This is a genomic window from Streptomyces sp. CWNU-52B, assembly GCF_047444975.1.
Taxonomy (GTDB): domain Bacteria; phylum Actinomycetota; class Actinomycetes; order Streptomycetales; family Streptomycetaceae; genus Streptomyces.
This window is the reverse complement of record NZ_JBLFJV010000016.1, coordinates 114,602-137,600: the sequence shown is the minus strand read 5'-3', so window position 1 is coordinate 137,600 and position 22,999 is coordinate 114,602. Positions and strand designations below refer to the sequence as shown.

General features: G+C 74.1%; 17 protein-coding genes. 9 read left to right on the top strand and 8 right to left on the bottom strand.

All coding sequences use genetic code 11. The features are described 5' to 3' along the window. Window positions 1-13: 13 nt before the first annotated feature. Window positions 14-1,870 (bottom strand): glycoside hydrolase family 15 protein, encoded by a 1,857-nt coding sequence (locus tag ACLVWQ_RS16750; RefSeq protein ID WP_414109537.1) that lies wholly within the window; start codon window positions 1,868-1,870, stop codon window positions 14-16. Between the two features lie 148 nt (window positions 1,871-2,018). Between ACLVWQ_RS16750 and ACLVWQ_RS16745 the strand changes: the two genes are divergently transcribed. After that, window positions 2,019-2,975, top strand: a complete 957-nt coding sequence (locus ACLVWQ_RS16745; protein WP_414109536.1) for a hypothetical protein — start codon at window positions 2,019-2,021, stop codon at window positions 2,973-2,975. A gap of 1 nt (window position 2,976) precedes the next feature. Here ACLVWQ_RS16745 and ACLVWQ_RS16740 read toward each other — a convergent pair whose 3' ends face one another. Further along, complete coding sequence (locus ACLVWQ_RS16740) at window positions 2,977-5,289, bottom strand: BTAD domain-containing putative transcriptional regulator (RefSeq protein ID WP_414109693.1); 2,313 nt, start codon at window positions 5,287-5,289, stop codon at window positions 2,977-2,979. A 121-nt stretch (window positions 5,290-5,410) separates the two neighbouring features. On the opposite strand from ACLVWQ_RS16740, the gene ACLVWQ_RS16735 reads away from it, so the two are divergent. Continuing rightward, complete coding sequence (locus ACLVWQ_RS16735) at window positions 5,411-6,307, top strand: alpha/beta fold hydrolase (RefSeq protein WP_414109534.1); 897 nt, start codon at window positions 5,411-5,413, stop codon at window positions 6,305-6,307. Between the two features lie 124 nt (window positions 6,308-6,431). Continuing rightward, window positions 6,432-6,854 (top strand): luciferase family protein, encoded by a 423-nt coding sequence (locus tag ACLVWQ_RS16730; protein ID WP_414109533.1) that lies wholly within the window; start codon window positions 6,432-6,434, stop codon window positions 6,852-6,854. A gap of 211 nt (window positions 6,855-7,065) precedes the next feature. Here ACLVWQ_RS16730 and ACLVWQ_RS16725 read toward each other — a convergent pair whose 3' ends face one another. Together ACLVWQ_RS16725 and ACLVWQ_RS16720 are read right to left on the bottom strand one after the other, a co-directional pair. After that, complete coding sequence (locus tag ACLVWQ_RS16725; protein ID WP_414109531.1) at window positions 7,066-7,896, bottom strand: L,D-transpeptidase; 831 nt, start codon at window positions 7,894-7,896, stop codon at window positions 7,066-7,068. Then, window positions 7,886-8,395, bottom strand: a complete 510-nt coding sequence (locus ACLVWQ_RS16720; protein WP_414109530.1) for a SigE family RNA polymerase sigma factor — start codon at window positions 8,393-8,395, stop codon at window positions 7,886-7,888. The genes ACLVWQ_RS16725 and ACLVWQ_RS16720 overlap by 11 nt, the downstream gene beginning before the upstream one ends. A 174-nt stretch (window positions 8,396-8,569) precedes the next feature. On the opposite strand from ACLVWQ_RS16720, the gene ACLVWQ_RS16715 reads away from it, so the two are divergent. From ACLVWQ_RS16715 to ACLVWQ_RS16705, 3 genes are all read left to right on the top strand, one after another. Next, window positions 8,570-9,727, top strand: a complete 1,158-nt coding sequence (locus tag ACLVWQ_RS16715) for a sigma factor-like helix-turn-helix DNA-binding protein (protein WP_414109529.1) — start codon at window positions 8,570-8,572, stop codon at window positions 9,725-9,727. Beyond that, on the top strand, window positions 9,724-11,514 hold the full coding sequence (locus tag ACLVWQ_RS16710) for a transglycosylase domain-containing protein (RefSeq protein WP_414109528.1): 1,791 nt from the start codon (window positions 9,724-9,726) through the stop codon (window positions 11,512-11,514). Before ACLVWQ_RS16715 ends, ACLVWQ_RS16710 begins: the two co-directional genes overlap by 4 nt. A gap of 74 nt (window positions 11,515-11,588) precedes the next feature. Further along, complete coding sequence (locus tag ACLVWQ_RS16705; RefSeq protein WP_414109527.1) at window positions 11,589-13,445, top strand: SpoIIE family protein phosphatase; 1,857 nt, start codon at window positions 11,589-11,591, stop codon at window positions 13,443-13,445. 31 nt (window positions 13,446-13,476) lie between these two features. Here ACLVWQ_RS16705 and ACLVWQ_RS16700 read toward each other — a convergent pair whose 3' ends face one another. Continuing rightward, window positions 13,477-15,585, bottom strand: a complete 2,109-nt coding sequence (locus ACLVWQ_RS16700; RefSeq protein WP_414109692.1) for a TerD family protein — start codon at window positions 15,583-15,585, stop codon at window positions 13,477-13,479. Window positions 15,586-16,322: 737 nt separating this feature from the next. On the opposite strand from ACLVWQ_RS16700, the gene ACLVWQ_RS16695 reads away from it, so the two are divergent. After that, window positions 16,323-17,666, top strand: a complete 1,344-nt coding sequence (locus ACLVWQ_RS16695; protein ID WP_414109526.1) for a helix-turn-helix domain-containing protein — start codon at window positions 16,323-16,325, stop codon at window positions 17,664-17,666. Between the two features lie 57 nt (window positions 17,667-17,723). Then, on the top strand, window positions 17,724-18,041 hold the full coding sequence (locus tag ACLVWQ_RS16690; protein WP_414109525.1) for a DUF6401 family natural product biosynthesis protein: 318 nt from the start codon (window positions 17,724-17,726) through the stop codon (window positions 18,039-18,041). A gap of 99 nt (window positions 18,042-18,140) precedes the next feature. Here ACLVWQ_RS16690 and ACLVWQ_RS16685 read toward each other — a convergent pair whose 3' ends face one another. Continuing rightward, window positions 18,141-19,001: a mechanosensitive ion channel family protein gene (locus ACLVWQ_RS16685; protein WP_414109524.1), complete on the bottom strand. Its 861-nt coding sequence runs from the start codon at window positions 18,999-19,001 to the stop codon at window positions 18,141-18,143. Window positions 19,002-19,123: 122 nt separating this feature from the next. Here ACLVWQ_RS16685 and ACLVWQ_RS16680 point away from each other — a divergent pair, with 122 nt between their 5' ends. Continuing rightward, window positions 19,124-20,398: an amidohydrolase gene (locus tag ACLVWQ_RS16680; RefSeq protein ID WP_414109523.1), complete on the top strand. Its 1,275-nt coding sequence runs from the start codon at window positions 19,124-19,126 to the stop codon at window positions 20,396-20,398. 26 nt (window positions 20,399-20,424) lie between these two features. Here the strand turns inward: ACLVWQ_RS16680 and ACLVWQ_RS16675 are convergent, their stop codons facing one another. Then, window positions 20,425-21,651, bottom strand: coding sequence for a hypothetical protein (locus ACLVWQ_RS16675; RefSeq protein ID WP_414109691.1), 1,227 nt, complete (start codon window positions 21,649-21,651; stop codon window positions 20,425-20,427). Between the two features lie 101 nt (window positions 21,652-21,752). Next, on the bottom strand, window positions 21,753-22,904 hold the full coding sequence (locus ACLVWQ_RS16670) for a PP2C family protein-serine/threonine phosphatase (protein WP_414109522.1): 1,152 nt from the start codon (window positions 22,902-22,904) through the stop codon (window positions 21,753-21,755). Between the last annotated feature and the right edge of the window lie 95 nt (window positions 22,905-22,999).

Genomic DNA, 22,999 nt, shown 5'->3' with positions numbered 1-22,999 from the left:
TTTCACCGCCACTTCACAGAACAAGTCTTCGCGTGCGACCCGTCGCGTGGCCGTCGAGTTCGTAGGCCGCTCTGATGAGGGGCACGTGCGTGAACGCCTGGGGGAAGTTGCCCAGCAGCCGCCGGGCGACCGGGTCGTACTCCTCGGCCAGCAGACCGACGTCGTTGCGCAGGAGCAGCAGCCGTTCGAACAGGCTCCGGGCCTCCTCCTCGCGGCCGGTCAGCCGCAGCGCGTCCGCGAGCCAGAAGGAACAGGCCAGGAAGGCGCCCTCGCCGCCGGTGAGGCCGTCGGCGCTCTCGCCCGCCGCGGTGTTCGTGGAGTAGCGGCGGACCAGCCCGTCGCCGTCCGCCAGCTCACGCTCGACGGCGGCGACCGTACCGGTCACCCGTACGTCGTCCGGCGGCAGGAAGCCGGTGCGCGGGATGAGCAGCAGCGCGGCGTCGAGGGCGCGCGAGCCGTAGTACTGCGTGAACGTGCCGCGCGCCGCGTCGAAGCCCCGCTCGCACACCTCCCGGTGGATACGGTCGCGGATCTCGCGCCAGTGGCCGACGGGCCCGGGGCGCCCGTGCTCCTCGGCCATCCGGACCGCACGGTCGAAGGCGACCCAGCACATGACCTTGGAGTGGACGTGGTGGCGGGGCTCGCCGCGCATCTCCCACAGGCCCTGGTCGGGCCGGGACCACACCTTCTCCAGATGGTCGAGCACGGCCCGCTGGAGCGCGACGAGATGCCGCTGCGGCCGCAGACCCGAACTCAGCGTCAGGGCCAGGGTGTCCATCAACTCACCGGGTACGTCGAGCTGTTGCTGCACCGCGGCGCCGTTGCCGATCCGCACGGGGCGCGAACCCTCGTACCCGGGGAGCCAGTCGGCCGTCCACTCGGTCAGCCGGCGCTCGCCGCCGATGCCGTACATGATCTGGATGTCCTGCGGCCGGCCGGCCACCGCCCGCTCCAGCCAGCCGCGCCAGGCGTCCGCCTCGGCGGTGAACCCGCTGCGCAGCAGCGCCTCCAGCGTCATACCGGCGTCCCGCAGCCAGCAGTACCGGTAGTCCCAGTTGCGTACCCCGCCGGGCTGTTCGGGCAGGGAGGTGGTGGGCGCGGCGACGATGCCGCCGGTCGGCTCGTAGGTGAGGGCCTTGAGCGTGATGAGGGACCGTACGACCGCTTCGCGGTAGGTGCCGTCGTACGAGAAGGGCGCCAGCCAGTTCCGCCAGTACTCCTCCGTGCGGCGCAGCGCCTCGAAGGGGTCCACCGGGTCGGGCGCGGGCAGGTGGGAGGGTCCCCAGGTCAGCACGGAGGGGACGCGTTCGCCTGCGGTGACGGTGAAGTCGGCGGTGTGGGCCTCGCCGTGCGCGGTGAGCGGGACGGGCGTGGACAGCCACACCGCCTCGGGGCCCGCGGTCCCCGTCAGCTGCCCGTCCGCGCGGTGCATCCAGGGCACCACGCTCCCGTACTCGAAGCGCAGCCGCAGGTCCATGCGGAAGTCGACCGCGCCGGACACGCCCTCGACGACGCGTACGACACAGGGGGCGCCGTCGCGGCGCGGCATGAAGTCGACGACGGTGGCCCGGCCGGTGGCGGTCTCCCACTCGGTCTCCAGGACGAGGGAGTCCCCGCGGTAGCGGCGCCGGGACGTCGGGGCCCGGGAGGTCAGGTCCTGGGAGGTCAGGTCCCGGGACGGCAGGTCCTCGTCGGCCGCCACCGGGGCGATCCGCCACCGGCCGTTGTTCTCGTCGCCGAGCAGCGCGGCGAAGCAGGCGGGGGAGTCGAAGCGCGGCAGGCACAGCCAGTCGAGGCTGCCGTCGCGGCCGACGAGGGCGGCGGTCAGCAGGTCCCCGACGAGGGCGTAGTCCTCGATCCGTCCCGGCATGGGGACAGTCTGGCCGCGGGAGGGGGCGCAGGCATCCCGGCGGCGTACACGGGCTCACCCGGTCGGCCCGGTGCGCTGGTGGGAGGTGCCGCTCGGTGGTGCCGTGGGAGGGAGATCATCCGCCGTCGGGAGCCGTAGGAGGCATTCCGTGCTGAACCGTCCGTCCCGCCGCCGTCCCCGGCGTTCCCCCCGCACCCGCCGTACCGCCCCCACTCCCGTCCTCGTCCTCGCCCCCGCCCTGGTGGCGGCGGCGCTGTTCACGACGGCCGGGTGCTCGGGCGACGACACCGGGGCGGCGGGGGACGCGGCGGCCTCCGCGTCCGCGCTGGCCGCGCGGGCCCCGTCGTCGTCCCCCTCGGTCACCGTCGCTCCCACGCTCACCGAGGCGCAGGCCGAGTCGGCGCTGCTCACCCCCGCGGACCTGGGCGACGACTGGAAGCGGACCGAGGGCACGGCGACCTGGCGGGACACGCTCCTCAAGGGGAAGGCGGACGTCGACGGCTGCCAGCGGCTGCTCGACGGCCTGTACGCCGAGGACCTCCTGGGCGAGCCCGCCGGGGCCCGTGCGACGACGAGCTTCGACGACACCGACGACGAGGCGCAGCTGCGGTACCAGGTCGGGGCGTACGACCGGTCGACGCTGGACGCCTCGCTGACCTGGCTGAAGGCGGTGCCGACGACCTGCGGGCAGTTCACGGCCACGGACGCCAGGGGCGGGCAGTTCACGGTCAAGACCGCCGCCGCGCCGCTGCCCGCCCTGGGTGAGGCGCGCGAGGGCCTGCGGGTGACCGTGAGCGGCGACAGCGGCGGCTGGCCCGCCGTCCTCACCCTGGACTACGCCGCCGTACGGGTCGGCGACAGTGCCCTCTCCTTCACCCACGGCGGTCTCGACGGCATCGACGACAAGGACACGCGGCGGGCGGCCGAGGCCGGCACGCGGCACCTCCAGGACGTGCTGGCGGGCCGGACGCCTTCGGCTTCGGCCTCCGCGTCGAAGTCGGCGTCGGCGTCGCCTTCGGTCTCGTCCTCGGCATCGGCGTCCGTGTCGCCCTCCGCCGCGGCCTCCGCTTCGGCTTCGGCCTCCGCTTCCGCCGAGGAGAACTGAGTCAGCGCTCGTCGGTGAGGTACCGCTCGACCGGGCCCAGGGTGAGCAGTCCGCTGCCCGCGCCCGCGAGTTCGGCGGCGGCCGGGCGCAGGCGTTCGCGGGCCCGCTCCAGCGCGGTGCGGTCGCCGAGGCGCCGGGCCGCCTCGGCCTCCAGGGCGCAGCAGGCCTCGTAGAGGAGGTCGTGCGGTGGTTCCGGGAGGGCGCGCAGGGCGGTACGGGCCCGGGTACGGCGGCCCGCGGCGAGCTGCAGGAACGGCTCGGCCCAGGGGCGGTAGGGGCCCCAGTCCGCCCGGGGGCCCTGGCCCTGGTCCGGGTCCGGGTCCGACGGGAGTCCGTGGGCGACGCGCAGGCACAGCAGCGCGAGCGGGAGGAGGCCGCGTTCCAGGCCGGGCATGCCCGCGCCGTCCAGGCGGGCGGCGGCGGCCCGGTAGGCGGTCTCGGCGCGGGCGGGGCGGCCGGTCGCGCTGAGCCGCATGGCTCCGTACCACTCGGTGAAGACGCCCACCAGGGGGAGTTCATGGCGGTCGGCGAGGCGGTCGGCGGCGGCCGCGTGGAGGTCCGCCCCCGTGAGGTCGCCGAGCGCCGAGCGGGCCTGGAGGCGGATGAGACGGCCGAGCACCTCGTAGGTCACCAGGCCGTGGCGGGCGGCCAGTTCGACGAGTTCGGCGCCGGTCTCGTCCCGGCGTGGGGCGAGGCCGGCGCTGGTGAACGACTGCATGAACGTGCCGTTGAGGGCGAAGGCCAGCAGGGCGGGGTCGTCGAGGCGGCGGGCGAGCGCCTCGGCCTCGCGGGCGGCCTGTGTTCCTCGGTCGGCCCGTGGTCCGGGTGGGCAGTCGGCGCCGCGGGTCTCCAGGGCGATGGTGGTCAGCAGGCGGCAGCGGGCCGTGTCGTGCGGGCCGGTGCCGGTGCCGGTGCCTGTGGCCGTGGCTGTGGCTGTCGGCAGGGCGGTGAGTGTGCGTTCCGCGGTGGCCACGATGTCGGCTGCCGCCGTGGGGTCGTCCGAGCGGGTCCAGATCGCCGGGACGTCGTACGCGCCGATCACGCGGGCGGTCAGTTCCGGGTCGCCGAACTCCTCCGCCGCGGTGATGGCCGCCGTGCGGTGCCGGCGGGCCTCCGCCAGGCCGGCGCCGCCGGTGACCGCGAGGTTGCGGAGGAGGCCGACGGTGGAGTGGAGGCGGGTTCGGGCGCCTGCGGCGACGGTGCGGTCGTAGGCCGCGGCGGCCGTCGTCCACAGGTGGGCGGTGGTGGGGGGTGCGTCGTCCACCGGCCCGTGGTCGGCTGCGGGCCGTGGGGGCTGGTCGCGCAGTTCCCCGCGCCCCTCCAGGTGGGTGGGGGTCCGGGTCGCGTCAGAGGTGACGGCCGGTCCGGGCTGAGCGCGCAGTTCCCCGCGCCCCTCAAGGGTCGGTCCGGGCTGAGCGCGCCGTTCCCCGCGCCCCTCACGGGTCGGTCCGGGGTGAGCGTGGTGGTCGTCGCGGGCCTCATGGGTCGGTCCCGGGTGAGCGTGGTGGTCGTCGCGGGCCTTGCGGGGTGCTTCTTGCGGGGGCAGTTGCAAGGTCGGGGACTGGGTCAGGATGGCTGATTCCAGGTGGCGCAGGCGGGGGCCCGGGTCCAGGCCCAGCTGGCCGGTCAGGGTCGTACGGGCTCTGCGCAGTACCGCCAGGGCGTCGCCCTGGCGGTGGTGGCGGTAGAGGGCCAGGGCCAGCAGGCGCCAGGCGTCCTCGCGCCAGGGGTGGTCGGTGAGGTGGGCGTCCAGGTCGGGCACCGCGTCGGCGGGGCGGCCCAGGGCCAGCAGGGTCTCGGCCCGCCGTTCCACGGCCTGGAGGCGCAGTTCGGCCAGCCGGCCGCGCTCGGCCCGGGACCAGTCCTCGCCCGCGAACTCGGCGTAGGCGGGGCCCCGCCACCACTCCAGGGCCTCCTCCAGGGTCGCGAGGGCCTCCGGGGCGGGCAGCTCCGCCGCGGCGGAGAGTGCCGTCTCGAAGCGCCAGGCGTCCACCTCGTCCGGCGCGGCGCGCAGGGCGTATCCGGGGCCGACGGTGACCAGCAGCCGGGCCGGTGCGCGGGGCGGCCGGTCCGGTTCCAGGGCGCGTCGCAGGGCGGCCACGAAGGTCTGGACGGCGCCCACCGCACCGGCCGGCGGATCCGTCCACAGGTCCTCGACCAGCCGGGCGACGGGCACGACCCGGCGGCGGGCCACGATCAGCCGGGCGAGCACGGCCCGGTGCCGAGGCCCCTTCAGAGCCAGCTCCGCCGGCTCACGCCCGTCCGGGGCAAGGGCGACCACCGGCCCGAGCACCCCGAACACCACCCGCTCCACGCCGCCCACTCCGTCCACTCCGCCCGTCACTGATCCCCCGCTGATTCGAGCCCCGCACTCTCAGAAGGTCTAACACCAGCGCCCCGGAAGGGGCGCGGGAACGAACCACCGAAAGGCCCTCATGCCCTCCGCTCCCACCATCCGCGGCTTCGCCCAGCACCGCATTCCGGTCACCGACGACGGCATCACACTGAACGTCGCCGTCGGCGGCACCGGCACCCCCGTCGTCCTCCTCCACGGCTTCCCGCAGACCCACCTCATGTGGCGCCATGTCGCCCCCGCGCTCGCGACCGGGCACACCGTCATCTGCCCGGACCTCCGCGGCTACGGAGCCAGCGACAAACCGGCCGACCCCGACGGTTCGGCGTACTCGAAGCGCACGATGGCCGCCGACGTCGTCGCCCTCGTCAAGGCGCTCGGCCACGACCGCTTCGCGCTGGCCGGCCACGACCGGGGCGCCCTCGTCGCGATCCGGGCCGGCCTGGACCACCCGGAGACGGTCACCCACCTCGCCTCGCTGGACGTCCTGCCGACCCTCGACATGTGGGAGGTCATGCACGGCACCTCGGCGGCCGTCGGCTTCCACCTCTATCTGATGGCCCAACCGCCGGGCCTGCCGGAGCAGTTGATCGGCGCGAGCCCCGACGCGTTCTTCGGCCACTTCCTCGACGTCTGGACCCGCGACCCGGCCGCCGTGCCGCCGGACGTCCGCGCCGCCTACCTCGCGGCGTCCCGCGCGGCCGTCCCGTCCATCGTCGCCGACTACCGCGCCTCCGCGGGCATCGACGCCACGCACGACCGGGCCGACCGCGCGGCCGGCCACCGGCTGTCGATGCCGGTGACCGTCCTCCAGCAGGACTGGGGCTCCGCGCTCGGCTTCGACGCCGCCGCGCTGTGGTCCGCGTGGGCGGACGATCTGCGCCACGGCACCGTCTCGTGCGGCCACTTCATGGCGGAGGAGGCCCCCGAGGTGATCACCGAGGCGATACGGGAGCTGATGCGACGCCGACCGGCGTAGCCCCCTCCCCTCCGGGCCGGACGCGCCCCGCCGTCGAGAAAAACGAGTGACCAGGCATGCCGTACGAGTAGTCGGAGGTTGCTGGGGGTGGTCCTTCAGGTGAAGCGTGCGCGAGGATGGGGTTATGACCGCGGCCCCTCGCGCCATGGCTCTTCTGGAGACCTGGCCGAACCTGGTAAGTGGCCCGCCCCGGTGCGCCGTAGGGCATGCCTTCGCTTCGGCGGGACACGAGATCGTCCACTTCCACTCCGACGACTCCGCCGACCTCTACCTCACACCCACTGCGGTCGAACGGCTGCTCCCCCAACTCCTGCACGCCAGCGCGATCAGGGTCCGCCCCGGCGCCTCCTGGATCACCGTGCTCCTCGACTGCGACGCCGATGTCCAGCTCCTGCTGGGGCTGGTGAGCGTCGCGCTGAAGGAGCAGGGCGCGGTCCCGCTCCGGCGTCCGACGCCACCCTGCGACTGGGAGCGGCCGGCGGTGGTCCCCGGGCCACGTCCGGGTGCGGCCCGCCGCGTGGTGGACCGGCTCATGCCGCACCACTGAGACGACACCCCTGGGACGACTCCACCGAGAACCACACCCGCTCCTCCCGAATCGAGGAGGCACGCCAGGAGGAGGGGGTGGTCATCGGGAGGACGCCGCCGTACGGGCCCCGCCCTCCGGTGGAACTTCCCCCACCCTCACGCCGTGGCCCCGCTCCTGCAACTAACGCGCAGTAAAACCCACCCCAGGACTTGGCCCCGCGAACCGGAACTCAGCGCCTCGTATCGCTGCCCGCGGTCCTCTCGGCGGCTTCCGTCGCCGCGTCCGGCACCGCGCCCACCGCCGACTCGGGCGGCCTGCCCGCCGTGGTCTCCGGCCTCGCCGTCGGGTCCCCCGGCGGCGTCCGTGACGGCGTGGCGGTCTCGCCGGGCAGGGTCGGGGTCCTCCCCACCACCCGCACCACCGCGCCCGGCCTGAGCGCCTCGTACAACCACATCGCGTCCACCCTCCGCAGCCCGATCGCGCCACCGGTGATGTCGTAGTTGCCGGGCGCCTTCTCGTCCCAGTTGAGGGCGAGCAGGTAGTTCGTACGGTGGTCCGGGCCGCGCAGGCGCATCACCCAGGTCGCCTTGACGTCGTACTCGCTCCAGCCTGCCGACTCCCCGGGCACCGTGGCCGCCTTGTACTTGGCGATGACCGTCATCAGCCCCGTCGGCGTCGGTGACTTGATCGTGCCGGAGGAGATCGGCACCCGGCGTCCCTCGGCGACCAGTTCACGCCGGCCGAGGTCCACCGTGGCGGCGACGGGCTTCGGCGAGGGCACGGCGGACACCGAGGGTGTGCGCGCGCCGTAACCGGCGGCGGGCGGCGTCGGCCGGGAGCCCTCACCGCCGGTGAACGCCAAGGTCAGGACCAGGGCCAGGGCCCCCGCACCCGCCGTGCTCACCGTGGCGAGCGAGGCCGTGCGGCGCCGTCGGCGGCGGCGTACGGCACGACGGCGGATCTCCGTGCCCGGGACGGTCACGGGGCTCTCGTGGGCCTGGGCCAACTCCCGCAGTCCACTGGCCAGTTCCGACCGGCCGGGCGTGAGCTCATCGGACACGGTCGTCCTCCCTCTCACCCAGTTCGTCGGCCTCGCCGAGCCGCCGCGCCAGCGCCGCCCTGCCACGGGACAGCCGGGCCTTGACCGTCCCCACGGGCGCCCCGGTTTCGGAGGCTACCTGTTCGACACTCAAGTCGCACAGATGGTGCAGAACGACGGCCATGCGCTGCGCCTCGGGCAGTTCCCGCAACGCGGCCACCAGCGCGGCCCGTTCGGGCCCGGGACCCGGTGTGTGCTCGGGCGGCGGATTGCGGCGTACCAGTTCCAGCCACCGCCGGGCCCGCCGCCAGCGGCTCACCGCGAGCCGCATCGCGACCGTACGGATCCACGCCTCGGGCGCCCCCTCGGCGAGGAACTCCCGCCGCCGGTCCCAGGCGCGGACGAACGCCTCCTGGACGACGTCCTGCGCCTCGCCGTGGTCCCCGGTGAACGCGTAGAGCTGCCCGGTGAGCCGGGGGAACGCGGCGGCGTAGAACCCGTCGAACTCGTCCTCGGTCATGCCTGCGCCACACCCCCCGCCACTGTTCGCGGATCCCCGCACGTCCCGTGCAACCCGTCCGCCTCTGTCGTGCGTACAGGTCCCGTACGTCACGTAGGTCGCGTACATCGAAGCACAAGCACCGTGCAGGGCTGAGCCGGAGGGAGTGGCGCGCACCGTCGCGCTCGACTGACCATGGACGACGACTTCACCGCCCGCGCCGGGGAGTACTGGCCCCGGCTCACGCGTACGGCCCGGCTGCTCACGGGGAACTCCGCCGACGCGGACAGACGCGCGAGAGCGGCGCTCGCGGAGGTGTACGCCCGGCGCCGACTGCCGGGCGACGACGCGGAGTTCTACGTCCGCCGGGCTCTGGTGCGGGACTTTCTGCGACGGCGGCCGCGCCTGCTCGCCGTCGTCCGCCCCGGACCGGGCCCGGAAGCCGCAGCGGGAAGGGGAACGGGAGCGGGGCACCGGCGTGGACGCGGGCACGCGCCCCAGCCGTACGTCGCCGATCCGCTCGACCCGGTCACCGAGGTGCTGGCCTCGCTCACGCCCCGGCGGCGGGCCGTGGCCGTGCTGCGGCACTGGGACGGTCTGACCCACCGGGAGACCGCCGCGCTCCTCGACTCCGCGCCGGGGTCGGTCAAAGCGGTCTGGCGCCGGGCCGAGAAGGCGCTGCGCGCCCATCCCGCGTACCGCGAGGGCCCGCACGACGGGAGCCCGCCGGTGCCCGGACCCGTGCCCGTCGCCGCCGTCGAGGCGGCGGGCCGCATCCGCCGCGGACAGCGCCGGCGCACCGCGGCCCTGGTCACCTCGGTGGGGGCGCTGGTCCTCGTGCCCCTGGTCGTGGGGGCCGTACGCGGCACGGACTCCGGATCCGGCGCGGACCCGACTCCCGTGGCCAGGACGGCGGTTCGCGTCGTCACGCCCGGGGAGCGGGTCGCCGCGGCCTCCGGTGTGCAGTTCTGGCTCACCAAGGACGGCACGCACTGGTCGGCTCCGGGCCAGCCGAACCTCTTCCGCGACGAAGGCGGGACCGGGGAGGACGGGACCGAGGAGGACGAGGCCGAGAAAGGTGCCGGCCTCACCCTCCACGCGGACCTCACCTCCGGGAAACGGATCTTCCTCTCCGGTGTCCACCGGGGCACGAGTGAGGCGACCCGCGTCGAACTCGGCACGCCCGACGGCACATTCACCGCACGCGTGCTCACCCTGGCGGGCTCCCCCGGCTGGTCGGCTTGGTACGTGGACACCCAACTCACCGGCCGCGCCCAGGCATTGAGGGACCTCACCGTGACGGCGTACGACTCCGCAGGCAAGCTCCTCGCCCGGACGGAGGGCCCTTCATGACCGCCCGCGCCCTGCTCCGCCGCGTCGGCGCCCGCCTGTGGCGGATCCGCGTCCGGCGGCGCCGCACCCGTGGCCGTCGGATGCGGCGCGCCCTGGTGGCCCTGCTGGCGCTGTTCGTGTCGGCGTGCGCCGCGCTCGTCGTCGCGTACCGGATGACCGCCATCCCCGACCCGCATCCGGAGACCGTCAGCCAGAGCACGGTCTTCGTGGACGCCGAGGGCGACTACCTGGGCCGGCGCGGTCCTGTCGACCGCCAGGACATTCCCCTCCGGCAGGTACCGCGGCACGTCCAGGACGCCGTGATCGCCGCGGAGAACCGCTCCTTCCGTACGGACTCGGGGGTCGCCCCCTCCGCCATCCTGCGGGCCGCGCTCGCCACCGTGACGGGCGGCGACCGCCAGGGCGGTTCCACGATCACGCAGCAGTACGTGAAGAACGCCCTGCTGACCCCCGAGCAGTCCCTGGAGCGCAAGGCGCACGAGGCGCTGATCTCCGTGAAGCTGGACCGCACGAGGTCCAAGGACGACATCCTGGAGGGCTACCTCAACACCGTGTACTTCGGCCGGGGCGCCGCCGGCGTCGAGTCGGCCGCGCGGAACTACTTCGGCGTCGGCGCCCGGGACCTGACGGTCTCCCAGGGCGCGGCCCTCGCGGCGATCGTCAACCTGCCCTCGTACTACGAGCGGGCGGGCGCGGACGCGAAGGTGACGGGGACGCTGGAGCGCCGCTGGGTGTGGGTGCTCGACGCGATGGCGGACTCGGGCGCGATCAGCGGCCCGGAGCGGAGCGCCGCCCGCTTCCCCGCCTTCCGCTTCTATCCGCCGGGCGACACGGACGGCCAGCGCCAGTACCTGATCGACACGGCGTCCGCCGAGGCCGCCGACCGGCTCGGCATCACGGAGGACCAGCTGGCGCGCGGCGGCTACACGGTGCACACCACCTTCGACCTGGGCCTCCAGGACGAGACGGCGGAGCTGGTGCGCGATCGGACGCCCGCGGCCGTCAAGGACGTGAAGAACACGAAGGGTACGAAGAACACGGAGGGTACGGAGGGCGGTAAGGGCAAGAAGGGCGGGAAGGGCGGTGCGAAGAACCCCCGGCTGCACACCGCCGTCGTCGCGACCGTGCCCGGGGACGGCGCGGTCCGGGTGCTGTACGGCGGATCGGACTACGCGCACCAGCCGTTCAACGACGCCGTCGACGGGGCGGTCGAGGCGGGCACGGTCCTCGACCCGTTCCTCAAGGTGCTGCGGCGCGACGGCCCGCTGGGCGGCCTCACCGGCGAGACGGCGCCCACCCCGCTGAAGCTGAACGCGGCGTACGCCACCGTGGCCGCCGGCGGCACGTACGCGACCCCGTACACCGTCGCGAAGATCACCCGGGCGGGCCGCACGGTCCACTCCACGCGGCCCAGCACGCGGTCGGCGATGCACAGGAGGGACGCGGCGGCGATGAGCGGGGCGCTGAACACGCCGCTCGCCTGGGAGCGTGGCACCGCGCCGGCCAAGGCGAGGGCCGATGCCTCGCCCCCGCTGGTGGGCGGCCACGCGGCGGGCGCGGGCAGTGGTCCCGGCACCCGGACGGTCTGGCAGAGCGTGTACTCGCCCCGGCTCGCCCTGACCCTCGCCCTGTTCGCCGAACACGACGGGAAGCCCGCCCGGGTCGCGGGGCTCACCGGGTCCCAGGAGCCCGACGCCTACGCCGCGCTGGAGGCGGACGACGTGTGGCGGCTGGCCGGCTCGCCGGGGGCGCCGGTCCCCGAGGCGGCGGAGCCCGCGCGCCGGTGACCGCCGGGGCCGTCCGCTCACCCGGACGGTCCAGTCCGTTGGTGGGCGGGGCGGTGCCGTGGTGCCGTGGACAGGTGCCCGGTGACCAGGTCCAGCCCATCATGCTGCCCCAGGCGGAACTGGCGGCGCTCGCGGACGCCGTGCACCGCGCCGAGAACGTCGGGGAGTCCGCGGAGCGGCTGCTCAAGGAGCTGACGCTGACCCGCCGGTTCCTCGACGACTGCCCCGCCGGGATCGCCGTCCTCGACCGCGAGCTGCGCTACCTCTACCTCAACGACGCGCTCGGCGTGCTCAACGGCTTCCCGGTCGCCGACCACCTGGGCCGCCGGATGCAGGACCTGCTGCCGGACCTGGAGTCCTCGGAGCAGCTGCTGAAGAAGGTGCTGCGTACGGGGGAGCCGCAGATCGTGACGGTGGGCGGCCGGTCCCCGCACGGCCGCACCGGGGACCGGGGACCGGGCGGTGACAACCGGTGGTGGCTGGGCGCCTATCACCGGCTGTCCGGGCCGTCGGGCGAGGTGCTCGGGGTGGCGGGGGTCCTCCTGGAGGTCACCGACGCGCTGCGCGGCCGCGAGGAACTCGTCCGGGCCCGCAACCGGATGGCGCTGCTCGACGAGGCGAACCGCTCCACCGGCGCGACGCTCGACCTGAACCAGGCCTGTCAGGCGCTGGCGGACCTGCTCGTGCCGCGCTTCGCGGACTACGCGGCGGTGGACGTGGGGGACCCGGAGGGCACGCTCCGGGTGCCCTCCGAGCGGTATCCGCTGCGTATGCGCCGTATCGCGCTGGCCACCACCCCGGAGCTGGCGGAGGTGTCCTCGCCGCTGGGCCGCCTGGGCGAGTCCATCGTGTACCGGGCCGGGACCCCCATGGCCCGGGTGCTGGCCGACCGGCGCCCGCTGGTCCTCGGCCACTCCGACGACGAGGCCATGCTCCAGTTCTCGCTGCCGCCCGAGCGCAAGGCGCACTTCCGCCGGATGGGCGCGCACTCCGGGATCTACCTGCCGCTCGCGGTCCGCGACGAACTGGTGGGCGCGGTGGTGGTGTTCGGGGCCGGTGACTCCCCCCGGCTGACCGAGGAGGACGCGGAACTGCTCGGCGACCTCACCGACCGGGCCGCCACGGGCATCGCCCACGCGGTCCGCTACACCCGCGAGCACGAGACGGCCCTGGAGATGCAGCGGGCCTTCCTGACCTCGCCCACGGTGACGGGCCCCGGGGTGGAGACCCTGGGCCGCTATCTGCCGGCGGGCTCGGGGGCGGAGGTGGGCGGCGACTGGTTCGACACGCTCGCGCTGCCCCACGGCCGCACCCTGCTGGTGGTGGGGGACGTCATGGGCCACGGGACCCGCGCGGCCTCGGCGATGAGCGAGTACCGCTCGGTCCTGCGCACCCTGGCCATCCAGAGCAGCACCCCGGACTTCGTCCTCCTCCAGGCCGAACGCACCGTGCTCGCGCTGGAACTGGACCGGGTGGCGACCTGCCTGCTGGCCCTCCTGGACCCGCGCAGGGAATGCGCCACCTTCTCCAGCGCCGGTCACGTCCCCCCGCTGCTCGTCACCCCCGACGGCAACCGGACCCTGCTCGACCTGCCCGTCTCACCGCCGCTGGGCGTGGGCCTCGGCTCCTTCTCCTCCACCACGGTCCCCGTCCCGCCGGGCTCGGTCCTGCTCCTGTGCACCGACGGCCTGATCGAACGCCGCGACCGGGACATCGACACGGGCCTGAGCACCCTGGCCGGCCTCCCCCTCGACCCGACGGCCCCGCTCCCCGACCTCCTCGACACGGTCACCACCCACCTGGACCCGTCCACCTCGGAGGACGACGTGGCCATCCTCCTGGCCCGCACCAAACCCCCCAGCCCCCACACGGACCACCTGGCCTGGCTCCCCCCGGGCTGGCTCCGCGACCCGAACTCCCCGACGGGCTGACCGGGGCGCGGCACCACACCGAGGCCCGAGATCAGCGCCGGGCCGCCGCGGCCGGGCGCCGGTCCAGCCGGGTGACCACATGGTCGTGGAAACGGTCCACGGCCTCGCCGACACTGCGGATGAACCCGGACTCGGCGTTGCCCCGTGTGCTGCCCATGCCCCGGAAGAGGGACAGCCGGAAGCCGGCGATCTCGGCGTTGTTCCTGGGGAGGAGGTCACCGGGTTCCGGACGCAGTCGCTCCAGCGTGCCCCGGGGTCCGCCCGCCTGACCCACCAGCAGGGTCTCGACGTGCAGGTCGGCGGGCGCGTCGGACAGCTGCCGGATGAGCCGCTTGGCCAGGGTGAGCGGGTAGCCCTGCTCCGGGGCGGCGATCTCGATGGACGTGCGCAGCTTGCCGGTGCGCAGGTCGGCGGAGAGCGCGAGGATGCCCGGCGTGCCCTCGATACGGAGCTCGGAGTCCAGCCGGCCCGCCAGGCAGAGCTGTTCGGCGAGGGCGGCGCGGCGGACACGGGGATCGGTGCCGCGTTTCGCCCGTTGCACGGGGAGCACCTGCTGCCCGAGTTCACCGCCCAGGCGCAGACACACCTGCCGGACGAGTCTCTCCCAGTTCTCGACCACTTCCACGGCCCGTGGATCGCCCTGGGTGAGGGTCTCGTCGTCGATGGCGTTGCGTACGGGCACCCAGGCGGGGCCCATGTTCTGGAATCCGTGGCAACCGGAGTTGTCGTGCTGGAGGTAGTGCAGGAGTTCCTGGAGCAGCCAGGCGTGCGCCGCGTTGCCGACGCCTTCGTGGCGGATCAGCATCTGGGCCTGGTGGGCCACGTCGGCCCACGACAGGTGCCGCAGCGCCACCTTGTGCTTGCGCCGCCCGTCCGACTTCACGTCGACCAGCGGGCTGCCGTCCAGCTCCACGTCGTTGGACAGGGTGATCACGGCCTCGTAGCCCCGCCGGGCGGCTATGTCGGCGTACGCCTGCACCTGGTCCGGCTTGAGGGAGTTGCCGTTGGTCTTGGTCTCGACCAGCGCGGTCCACAGCTTGCCCGCGCGCTCCACCCGGATCACCCCGTCCGGCCGCCGCGGGGAGTCGCCGTTCGGCAGCGAGACCTCCGTGAACGTCTCCATGCGCCCGGCGGGCGCCCCGAACCCCGCGGTGAGCCGCCGGCCGAACTCCGGTACCTGCGCCATCACGGACAGCAGGACGGACGTCGCGCGGGTCTCCCGGTCCCGGTCGCTCTTGAGAGCGGAGACCGGGAAGAGCCGGGCCGCCCGCCAGGAGTCGTTCTCCGCGAGCGACTTCTTGGCCACCTTGGGCAGCGTGACCTTCTTCTTGGCCGTACGGGGCCGGGGAACCGCCTTGGCCACGGCGACAGCGACGGCGACGGCCTCGACAGGCTCGCCCGCCACGGGCTCGGCGACAGCCTGCGCGGGCACGGGGACCGGGAGGGAGTCAGGCTCCGCCCGTTCCTCCGCCGAGGGCGCCACCGCTGTCTCTGCCCCTGTCTCCGCCTCCACGGCCACCGCGACCACCACGGACTCGGCCGGCGGCCGCGGCCCGGCCTCCTGCGACGCGGCTTCGGCTTCGGCTTCCTCGGCGGCCTCCGCGTCGTCGTCGACGTCGACGCCGTAGTCCTGGGCCAGACCGGCGAGTCCGGACTCGTATCCCTGCCCGATGGCACGGAACTTCCAGTCGCCGGCCCGCCGGTAGAGCTCGCCGAAGAGCAGGGCGCCGACCGCCCCGGCGTCCTCGATGGAGAACCGCAGCAGTCCTTCGCCCGAGCCGTCGGCCAGGGTCACCCGGACGTCGTCCAGGTCGCCGAATCTGGCTCCGTTGTAGCGGCTCGCCGCCACGATGATCTGGTCCACGTCCGCCGGGATCGCGGTCAGATCGAAGGTGATGCGGTCCTCGTGGCCGTCCGCCGTGGGCGCCTTGCCCAGCAGTTGCACGGAACCGTCGGCCGCCACGGGGTTGTTGTAGAAGTAGAAGTCCCTGTCACTGCGGACCTTGCCGTCCGACGCCAGGAGAAGGACGGACACATCCGCGTCGCCCTCCCCCGTCGGACTGCTCCAGCCCAGGCTCACCATCACCGAGCCCACGTCTTCGCTCAGCGCCGTCAGTCCGACATTGGCGCCCTTGACCATCTCGTGCACGAGGCCCCCCAAGATGCACCGCCGCCCAGGAGTTGTCCCGGCGGCCGTTCGTCGAGAAATGTGACGCGCCCCACACCCTTACGCGCCAGGAGGGAACTGTAGCCCCGGAATCGGGTACATCGGCACCGATTGACCTACTTGCCCGAGGAGGAGGCACTCCTACCGCTTCTCGCACGAGGCCCGCGCGTCGGCGGCGCAGCAGGTGACGAGGGGGCGGACCGCCGACCATGGCCGGATCCACCGGGAAGGAACGGAGGCAGGAAGGCGCGCGCGGCGGCCGGTGCGGGCCCGGCGACGATCAGGGACCCGGAGGGGCGCGGGGAACTGCGCGACAAGCCTCCACCGGGCCCGCGGCCGAAGACCGGTCCAGGCCCGGGTGGGGCGCGCTCAGGGGGGCGGAGCCCTCAGTGGGGTCCGGCGTTCGCCGCGCTCACCAGCGCGGAGAACGCGACGACGGCAGCGGCCAGCGCCGCGATGAAACGAGCCGGTAGGTAGCGCGCGGCAATGCGTCGGAACACGGCGACAACCTCGCATCGTCAACGTAGGCCAGCGTATTAAACCTGCTTCATCGTGCGCTTAATGCGCCGCTTAACCTAGGGCGTGTTCGACTCCGGGGCAAGGGCCGCATTGAGCCGTTCGACGCCCGGCCCCGGTGGCCGAACCGGCCCGTTCCCAGCGGAAGTTGAATAGGGGACGGCAGTAAGTCGGCTTACTGGCATGCTTACGCCATGGCCGAGCGCGACGACCCGGGGATCATCGGGCGCAGAGTGCAGCAACTGCGTACGGAACGCGGGCTGACACAGAAACAACTGGCGGAACCCGCCTACACGCCCGCGTACGTCTCCACGCTGGAGGCAGGACGCGTACGGCCCTCCGAGGAGGCGCTGCGGCACATCGCCGAGCGGCTCGGGGTCGCCTACGAGGAACTGGCCACGGGGCGGCCCGCCCGCCTGGCCACCGACCTGCGGCTGCGGCTCACCGACGCCCAGCGCACCCTGGCGACCGGCGAGGCGGAGATCGCCGCCGAGCAGTACACCGCGCTGCTCGCGGAGGCGGAGTCCCACGGTCTGAACGCCGAGTGCGCGGCCGCCCTGCTGGGCCTCGGCGAGTGCGCCCTGGACACCGGGGACCTGGCGACGGCCCGGCAGCGCTTCGAGCAGTCGGAGAAACGGCTGGCGGACGCCCCACTGCCGGTCCGGGTCCCCGCCCTGCGCGGCCGGGCGGTCTCGCACTACCTCGCGGGCGAACTCCGGTACGCCTGCTACCTGCTGGAATCCACCATCGACGAGCTGAACAAGGGCGGGCTGCACGACCCCGACGCCCTGCTCCTGCTCTACGCGGCGGTGATCGCCCCGTACATGGACATGGGGGCGCACGCGCGGGCGGCGCAGGCCGCGGAGTTCGCGCTCGCGCTGGCCCCGCAGGTCGGCGACCCCGCGCTGCTGGCCCGTATGCACCGCTCCGTCGCCCGCACGATGATCGCCGAGGGGCGGATGGCCGAGGCCGACGCGTCCCTGGGGAAGGCGGCGGAGCTGTACCGGCAGCTCCAGATCCGTACCGAGCTGGCCAACTGCCACTGGATGCGCGGATATCTGTACGCCCAGAACGGCGACCTGGAGCGCGCCGAGAGCGAGTTGCGCGAGGCGCAGGCCATGCACTCCGCCCAGCGCGCCGCGCTCTACACCAGCCAGGTCGCGGTGGAGCTGGCGGACGTGCTGCACCGGCGCGGGAAGTCGGAGGAGGCGGCGACGCTGCTGCACGGCGTGCTGGGCGACCTCAGCTCGGAGCGCGGGGCCGTGCACTCCGCGGGCGCGCACCGGCTGCTCGGCATCATCGCGGAGTCCACCCGGGACACCGAGACGGCCGAGGAGCACTACGTCCGCGCGCTCAGCCTGCTCGAACGGGCGGGCGCGGCGGGCGACCTGGCCGACCTGTGCCGCCTCCTGGGCGACCTGCTGCGGCGTACGGGCCGGATCGACGCGGCGCTCGACGCGTACCGCACGGGGCTCGGACACCGCACCGCGCCCGGCACGACGACCCTGGGCCCGGCCCCGGCGCACCCGCCCCTGTGACGGAAACCATCCCCGGAACGGCTCCCCCCTTCACCGCGCCACCTCTACCGTGGAGGGATGTCGCCCCTGGCCGAGATCACCCGCACGTACGCGCCGCGCTTCGCGGAGTTCGCGTTCGAGCCGGCGTTCACGGCGGCGGTGGACCAGCACGTGGCGGAGCTGCGCGACCGGTTGGCGGCGTCCGCCCCCGGTCTGGTCCCGGTACCGCCCGACCGCGAGATCCTCACCGACTACGCCCTGGGCTTCCTCGACGGCCTCGCGGAGACGGACTGGCGGGAGCCGGTGGGCCACGACTACGCGGTCTGCCGCCTGACAGCGATCACCTGGCTGGTGAACCTGCACGGCCTGATCCCACCGCAGCGGGCATCTGACTGACCCTGACGCGCGACCCGGCAGGGGCCGTGGCCGGGGCGCAGCCCCGCCACCGAGGGGCGCGGGGGAACTGCGCGCCCAGCCCCCACCGACCCGCGGACGTCACATGTCCCTCGTCACCCCCGGACCAGAACCCGACCCAGAACCGGACCCGAACCCAGGCCTGGTCGCGGAGCCGGACCCGGAGCCGGAGCCGGACACGGACCCCCGGTCGGTCCGCTCCCGCGCCGGCTGCCCACGCAGAGCGTCCCCGCGGCCCGACTGGTACGCCGACATGCTCCCCTTCGCGTTCACCGACTCACGCTCGGCGGCCGTCAGCCAACGCTCCCAGCGCTCCCGCATCGGACCGATCATGCCGCCGCCCACACCGACGATCATGATGCCCGCCACGGACGCGAGCGCCGCGTACAGCAGCGGCTGCGTGACCGACGTCGCGATACCGGCCTGGCCGAGCGCCGCGATCACGCCCAGCACCAGGATCGCGCCCCACACCATCGTGGCCACCGTCTTCCCGTACGAGAGGGAGGACAGTGCGCTGGCGACGATGGAGCGGACCACGTTGGCGATGGCCATCGCGATCACCACGAGGACCACGGCGACGATGCCGCGCGGCAGCCAGGCCACGATCCCGTTGATCATCTCGCTGACGGGGTTGGCGCCGAAGACGCCCAGCGCGAGCTGGATGATGATCAGCATCAGCGCCGCGTACACGATCTTGCAGAGGATCCCCGTCATGTCGTACGAGGATTCGCGCAGCAGTTTCTCCGTGCCCGCACGTTCCGAGAGGCGCTCGGAGCCGGCCTTGCGCAGGACCCGGTCCAGGACCTTGGCGATCATCTTCGCGATGATCCACCCGATCACCAGGACCACGAGGAATCCGATGAGTTTGGGGACGAACGTCGCGATCTTCGACCAGGCGTCGTCTAGCCCCTGGGTGAAGTTGACGGCGAGGGTGCTGACCATGCGGCACTTCCTTCGATGGGTCGATGGGTGGCGTCCCCCTCCCTCGTGGATAGCAGTGCCACCGGGCCACGACCGTGCTGAGCACCCCCATCCGAGTGACGAACGCCGCTTACGCTGCCCTCGTGACCTCTTCCGCAGCCCCGTCCGCGTCCGCGGCGCGCACCACGCTGGACCTCACCGCCGACCTCCCGCTGCCCGCCCTGGAGGAGCTCTACCGGGACCTCCACCGGCACCCCGAGCTGTCGGCGCGTGAGCACCGCACGGCCGGCGTGCTCGCCGGGCGCCTGCGTGCCGCCGGGTACGAGACCGCCGAGGGCGTCGGCGGCACCGGCGGCCCCGGGGTCGTCGGGGTGCTGCGCAACGGCGACGGGCCGACCGTCCTGCTGCGCGGCGACATGGACGCGCTGCCGGTCGCCGAGGAGACCGGACTGCCGTACGCCTCCGAGCACCCCGGTGTCATGCACGCCTGCGGGCACGACCTGCACATCACCTGGCTGACCGGCGCCGCCGACGCGCTCGCCGCCGGGCGGGACGCCTGGTCCGGCACGCTCCTGGTGGTCGGGCAGCCCGCCGAGGAGACCGGTGAGGGCGCCGCCGCGATGGTGCGGGACGGCCTGTACGAGCGTTTCCCGCGCCCGGACGTCCTGCTCGCCCAGCACGCGGCCCCGGGACCGGCCGGTCTGTACGCGCACACGCCCGGCCTGATCATGTCGGCCTCCACGGACGTCGACATCGTCGTGCACGGGGTGGGCGGCCACGGTTCGCGGCCCGAGGCGACCGTGGACCCGGTGGTGACGGCCGCGTACGTCGTGACGCGTCTGCAGAGCGTCGTCTCGCGCGAGATCGCGGCCCGCGAGTCCGCGGTGCTGACCGTGGGGCGCATCGAGGCGGGCACCCGGCACAACATCATCCCGTCCGAGGCGCGCATCTCCCTCAACCTGCGCACCCAGTCCGCCGAGGTGCGGGAGCGGATGCTCGCCGCGATCCGGCGTATCACCGCCGGCGAGTGCGCGGCGGCGGGCTGCCCGCGCGAGCCCACCGTGACGGTCGGCGGGAGTTTCCCGGTGACCGTGAACGACGCCGCGACCGACGAACGGGTGGCGGCCGCGCACCGCGAGCTCTTCGGCGCGGGCGCGGTCCTCGACTTCGGGCCCGTCATGGGCAGTGAGGACTTCCCGTTCCTCGCCGAGGGCGGGCTGCCCTACGCGTACTGGTTCGTGACGAGCACGCCCGCCGAGGTGTGGGACGCGGCGGCGGCCACCGCAGGGGACGACCTCCTGGAACAGCTCGCCGCCGTGCCCAGCAACCACAGCCCGCGCTTCGCACCCGACCTGGCGACGGTCGGCCCCGGGGTGCGGACGCTGGTGTCGGGGGCGCTGGAGATGTTCGCCCGGTAGCCGGCCAGGCGGTCAGGCGGTCAGGCTCAGGTGACCTGCGTCCGGAGCCGGCTCAGGTTCCGCCGGACGTCGTCCAGCGCGCCCTGCCGGCGCCCCGGGACCCGCAGGCGCAGGTCGGCCAGCGCGGCTCCCAGCTCCCTCGCGCGCGCCGAGTCGCCGATACGCCCCCACTGGTGGTGCGCCCGGTCGACGGCCGCCTCCACACCGGGCGCGTCCGGGGACTGCCCCGCGCTCAGCCGTGCGTCGGCCACCGCCAGCCAGACCCGGCAGCTCAGCTCGGCGTCCCCCGCGAACATGGCCAGGTCGGCCCGTACCTCCATCCAGTGCACGACCTCGTCGGCCCCGGGCCCGTGCGTCCGCAGCGCCGTACGCTCCCACAGCTCGGCCAGCGCGGCGGCCTCGGTGTGACGGCCGTTCTGGACGGCGGCGGTGATCTCGGCATGGGGATCGGAGGGCGGGACGGACGGCGGCGCCGAGGGCGGCGGGGGCGGGGCGAGCGGGCCGGCCTGCGCGGGCACGGGCACAGGCACAGGCACGGGCATGGGAGCGGGCATGGTCACGGGAGCGGGCACGAAGCCGGGCACGGTCACAGGCATGGGCGCCGGTACGGACACGGACACGGTCCCGAGTACGAGGTCCCGGCGGGCGGAGTCCGGGTCCTCGGCGTACGCACGGGTCAGCGCCTGCTGATGGAGGTGCGCGAGCGGCGGGCGGTGGCCGCTGCGCAGGATCGTGGCGAGCGACTTCATGTACGTGGGTGACGCCACCGAGCGACGCGGGGGCGGCGGTGCCACCCGCCCGAACAGCGCGACGCCCGCCCCCGCGACGAGCGGCTTGGCGGCCAGCAGCTGCCAGGTCTCCGCGTCGGTGTGCAGGTCGACGAACAGCGTCGTGCTGCCCGGGGCGCGCAGACGCAGTTCCTCGCGGACCCAGTGCCACGGGAAGCCGGTGTAACGGACGGTCGCGGGGGTCGTCCGGGCGAGCGCGAGGTGCGGAAGCCGCTGGCGGCGGTCCAGCCGGAGCTGCCCGGTGAGGAAGACCGTGAGCGGGCCGGGGGCCGTCGCGGCGGCCCGCAGCCGGGTCAGGACCGCCTGCGGTTCCAGAGGGTCGGCGAGTTCGACGACGTTCGCGGTGTCCGCGCCGGACAGCACGGAGGGTGCCACCGCGGCGAGCACCGGGAGCACGGACGCGGCGTCCACCAGGCAGCCTCTGCCTGTCGGCGACGCTGCGATCAGCAGTACGGTTCCGTGCATCGCCGTCCCCTCCCCTTCGATCACCACGGCAGCACCGTAACCGGTGCGGGTGCAAAGGCTGTTGAGGTGGCGGCATCAAAGGGCGAGTGGTCCCGGTTTGTTCATGGCCGGGACAGCCGGACCGCGAAGATCGTGGTGTCGTCCACCAGGTGGCCCGTGCTGTGGCGGAGGGTGCCCTCCCTGACCAGTTCGACGAGGTGGCGGGGGTGCGCGAGGGCGGGGTCGGTGGAGACGGCGAGGGCGACGCGTTCGTGGAGCGGGAAGAAGACGCCCTCGGCGTTCCGGGCCTCGGTCACGCCGTCCGTGACGAGGAGCAGGGTCTCGCCGGCGGCGAAGTCGACCCGGCGGACCGGTGGGACGCCCGGACCGGGCCCGGCGAGCCCGCTCAGGCCGAGCGGCAGGCCGTCGCCGGGCGGCAGGGCGCGCACCCCGGCCGGGCCGGCCACCAAGGGGGGTTCGTGCCCGAAGTTGACGACCTCGATGTGACCGCCGGGGGCACCGGGCGGCGGGAACGCGACGAGGACCGCGGTCGCGAAGCGCTCCACACCGCGTGCGCCGCGCGCCGGTTCGCCGCCCAGGTCGGTCACGTACTGCCGCTGGCGGCGCATGCGTACTTCGAGGCGTTCGGCGACGACGGCCAGGGAGGCCTCGTGGTACGCGGACTCGCGGAACGTGCCGAGCAGCGCGGCGGCGGCGTCGACGGCAGGCAGGCCCTTGCCCTGGACGTCGCCGAGGAGGACGCGGGTGCCGTGCGGGCCGGGCTGGATGTCGTAGAAGTCGCCGCCGACGCGGGCCTCGCTGTCGGCGGCGAGGTAGACGGCCGCGTGGTCGAGGCCGGCCCAGGGGGTGGGCATCGGGCGCAGCACGGTACGGCGGGTGGTGTCGGCGACGTCCCGCATGTGCAGCATCCGGCGTTCCTCCCGCACCCGTACGGCGCACGCCGTGGTGGCCAGGGCACCGCCCACGGCGACGAGGATGAAGTCGGGCAGCCCGGTCTGGGTCTGGTGCGGCCAGGCGGCGTCGACCTCTATGTAGGTGAGCAGGGCGAGCACGGCGAGGACGGCTGTGCCGGTGACTTGGCAGATGGCCGCGGCGATGCCGGGGACGAGGACGATCCAGGAGATGATCCGGAACTCGCCCGAGGTGTTGCTGTCGATGACGGCGATCGCGACGAGCAGGATCAGCGGGGGTACCCAGGCGACGCTGCGGCCGCGTACGCGGAGCAGTTGCTGACGCTGGGCACGACTGCTCATCCGCCCAGCGAAGCACGCCCACCCGCCCCCCGCACGCCGGACCGTACGCGCGGCCCCTCGGTGGCTGAGCGCGCAGTTCCCCGCGCCCCTTAAGA

Excerpts from the sequence above, each read along its gene's own strand:
- ACLVWQ_RS16750 (WP_414109537.1), bottom strand. The coding sequence starts at position 1,870 with ATGCCGGGACGGATCGAGGACTACGCCCTCGTCGGGGACCTGCTGACC.
- ACLVWQ_RS16685 (WP_414109524.1), bottom strand. The coding sequence starts at position 19,001 with ATGGTCAGCACCCTCGCCGTCAACTTCACCCAGGGGCTAGACGACGCC.
- ACLVWQ_RS16720 (WP_414109530.1), bottom strand. The coding sequence starts at position 8,395 with ATGACCGAGGACGAGTTCGACGGGTTCTACGCCGCCGCGTTCCCCCGG.
- ACLVWQ_RS16695 (WP_414109526.1), top strand. The coding sequence starts at position 16,323 with ATGGCCGAGCGCGACGACCCGGGGATCATCGGGCGCAGAGTGCAGCAA.
- ACLVWQ_RS16700 (WP_414109692.1), bottom strand. The coding sequence starts at position 15,585 with ATGGTCAAGGGCGCCAATGTCGGACTGACGGCGCTGAGCGAAGACGTG.
- ACLVWQ_RS16670 (WP_414109522.1), bottom strand. The coding sequence starts at position 22,904 with ATGAGCAGTCGTGCCCAGCGTCAGCAACTGCTCCGCGTACGCGGCCGC.
- ACLVWQ_RS16710 (WP_414109528.1), top strand. The coding sequence starts at position 9,724 with ATGACCGCCCGCGCCCTGCTCCGCCGCGTCGGCGCCCGCCTGTGGCGG.
- ACLVWQ_RS16735 (WP_414109534.1), top strand. The coding sequence starts at position 5,411 with ATGCCCTCCGCTCCCACCATCCGCGGCTTCGCCCAGCACCGCATTCCG.
- ACLVWQ_RS16715 (WP_414109529.1), top strand. The coding sequence starts at position 8,570 with ATGGACGACGACTTCACCGCCCGCGCCGGGGAGTACTGGCCCCGGCTC.
- ACLVWQ_RS16675 (WP_414109691.1), bottom strand. The coding sequence starts at position 21,651 with ATGCACGGAACCGTACTGCTGATCGCAGCGTCGCCGACAGGCAGAGGC.
- ACLVWQ_RS16730 (WP_414109533.1), top strand. The coding sequence starts at position 6,432 with ATGACCGCGGCCCCTCGCGCCATGGCTCTTCTGGAGACCTGGCCGAAC.
- ACLVWQ_RS16690 (WP_414109525.1), top strand. The coding sequence starts at position 17,724 with ATGTCGCCCCTGGCCGAGATCACCCGCACGTACGCGCCGCGCTTCGCG.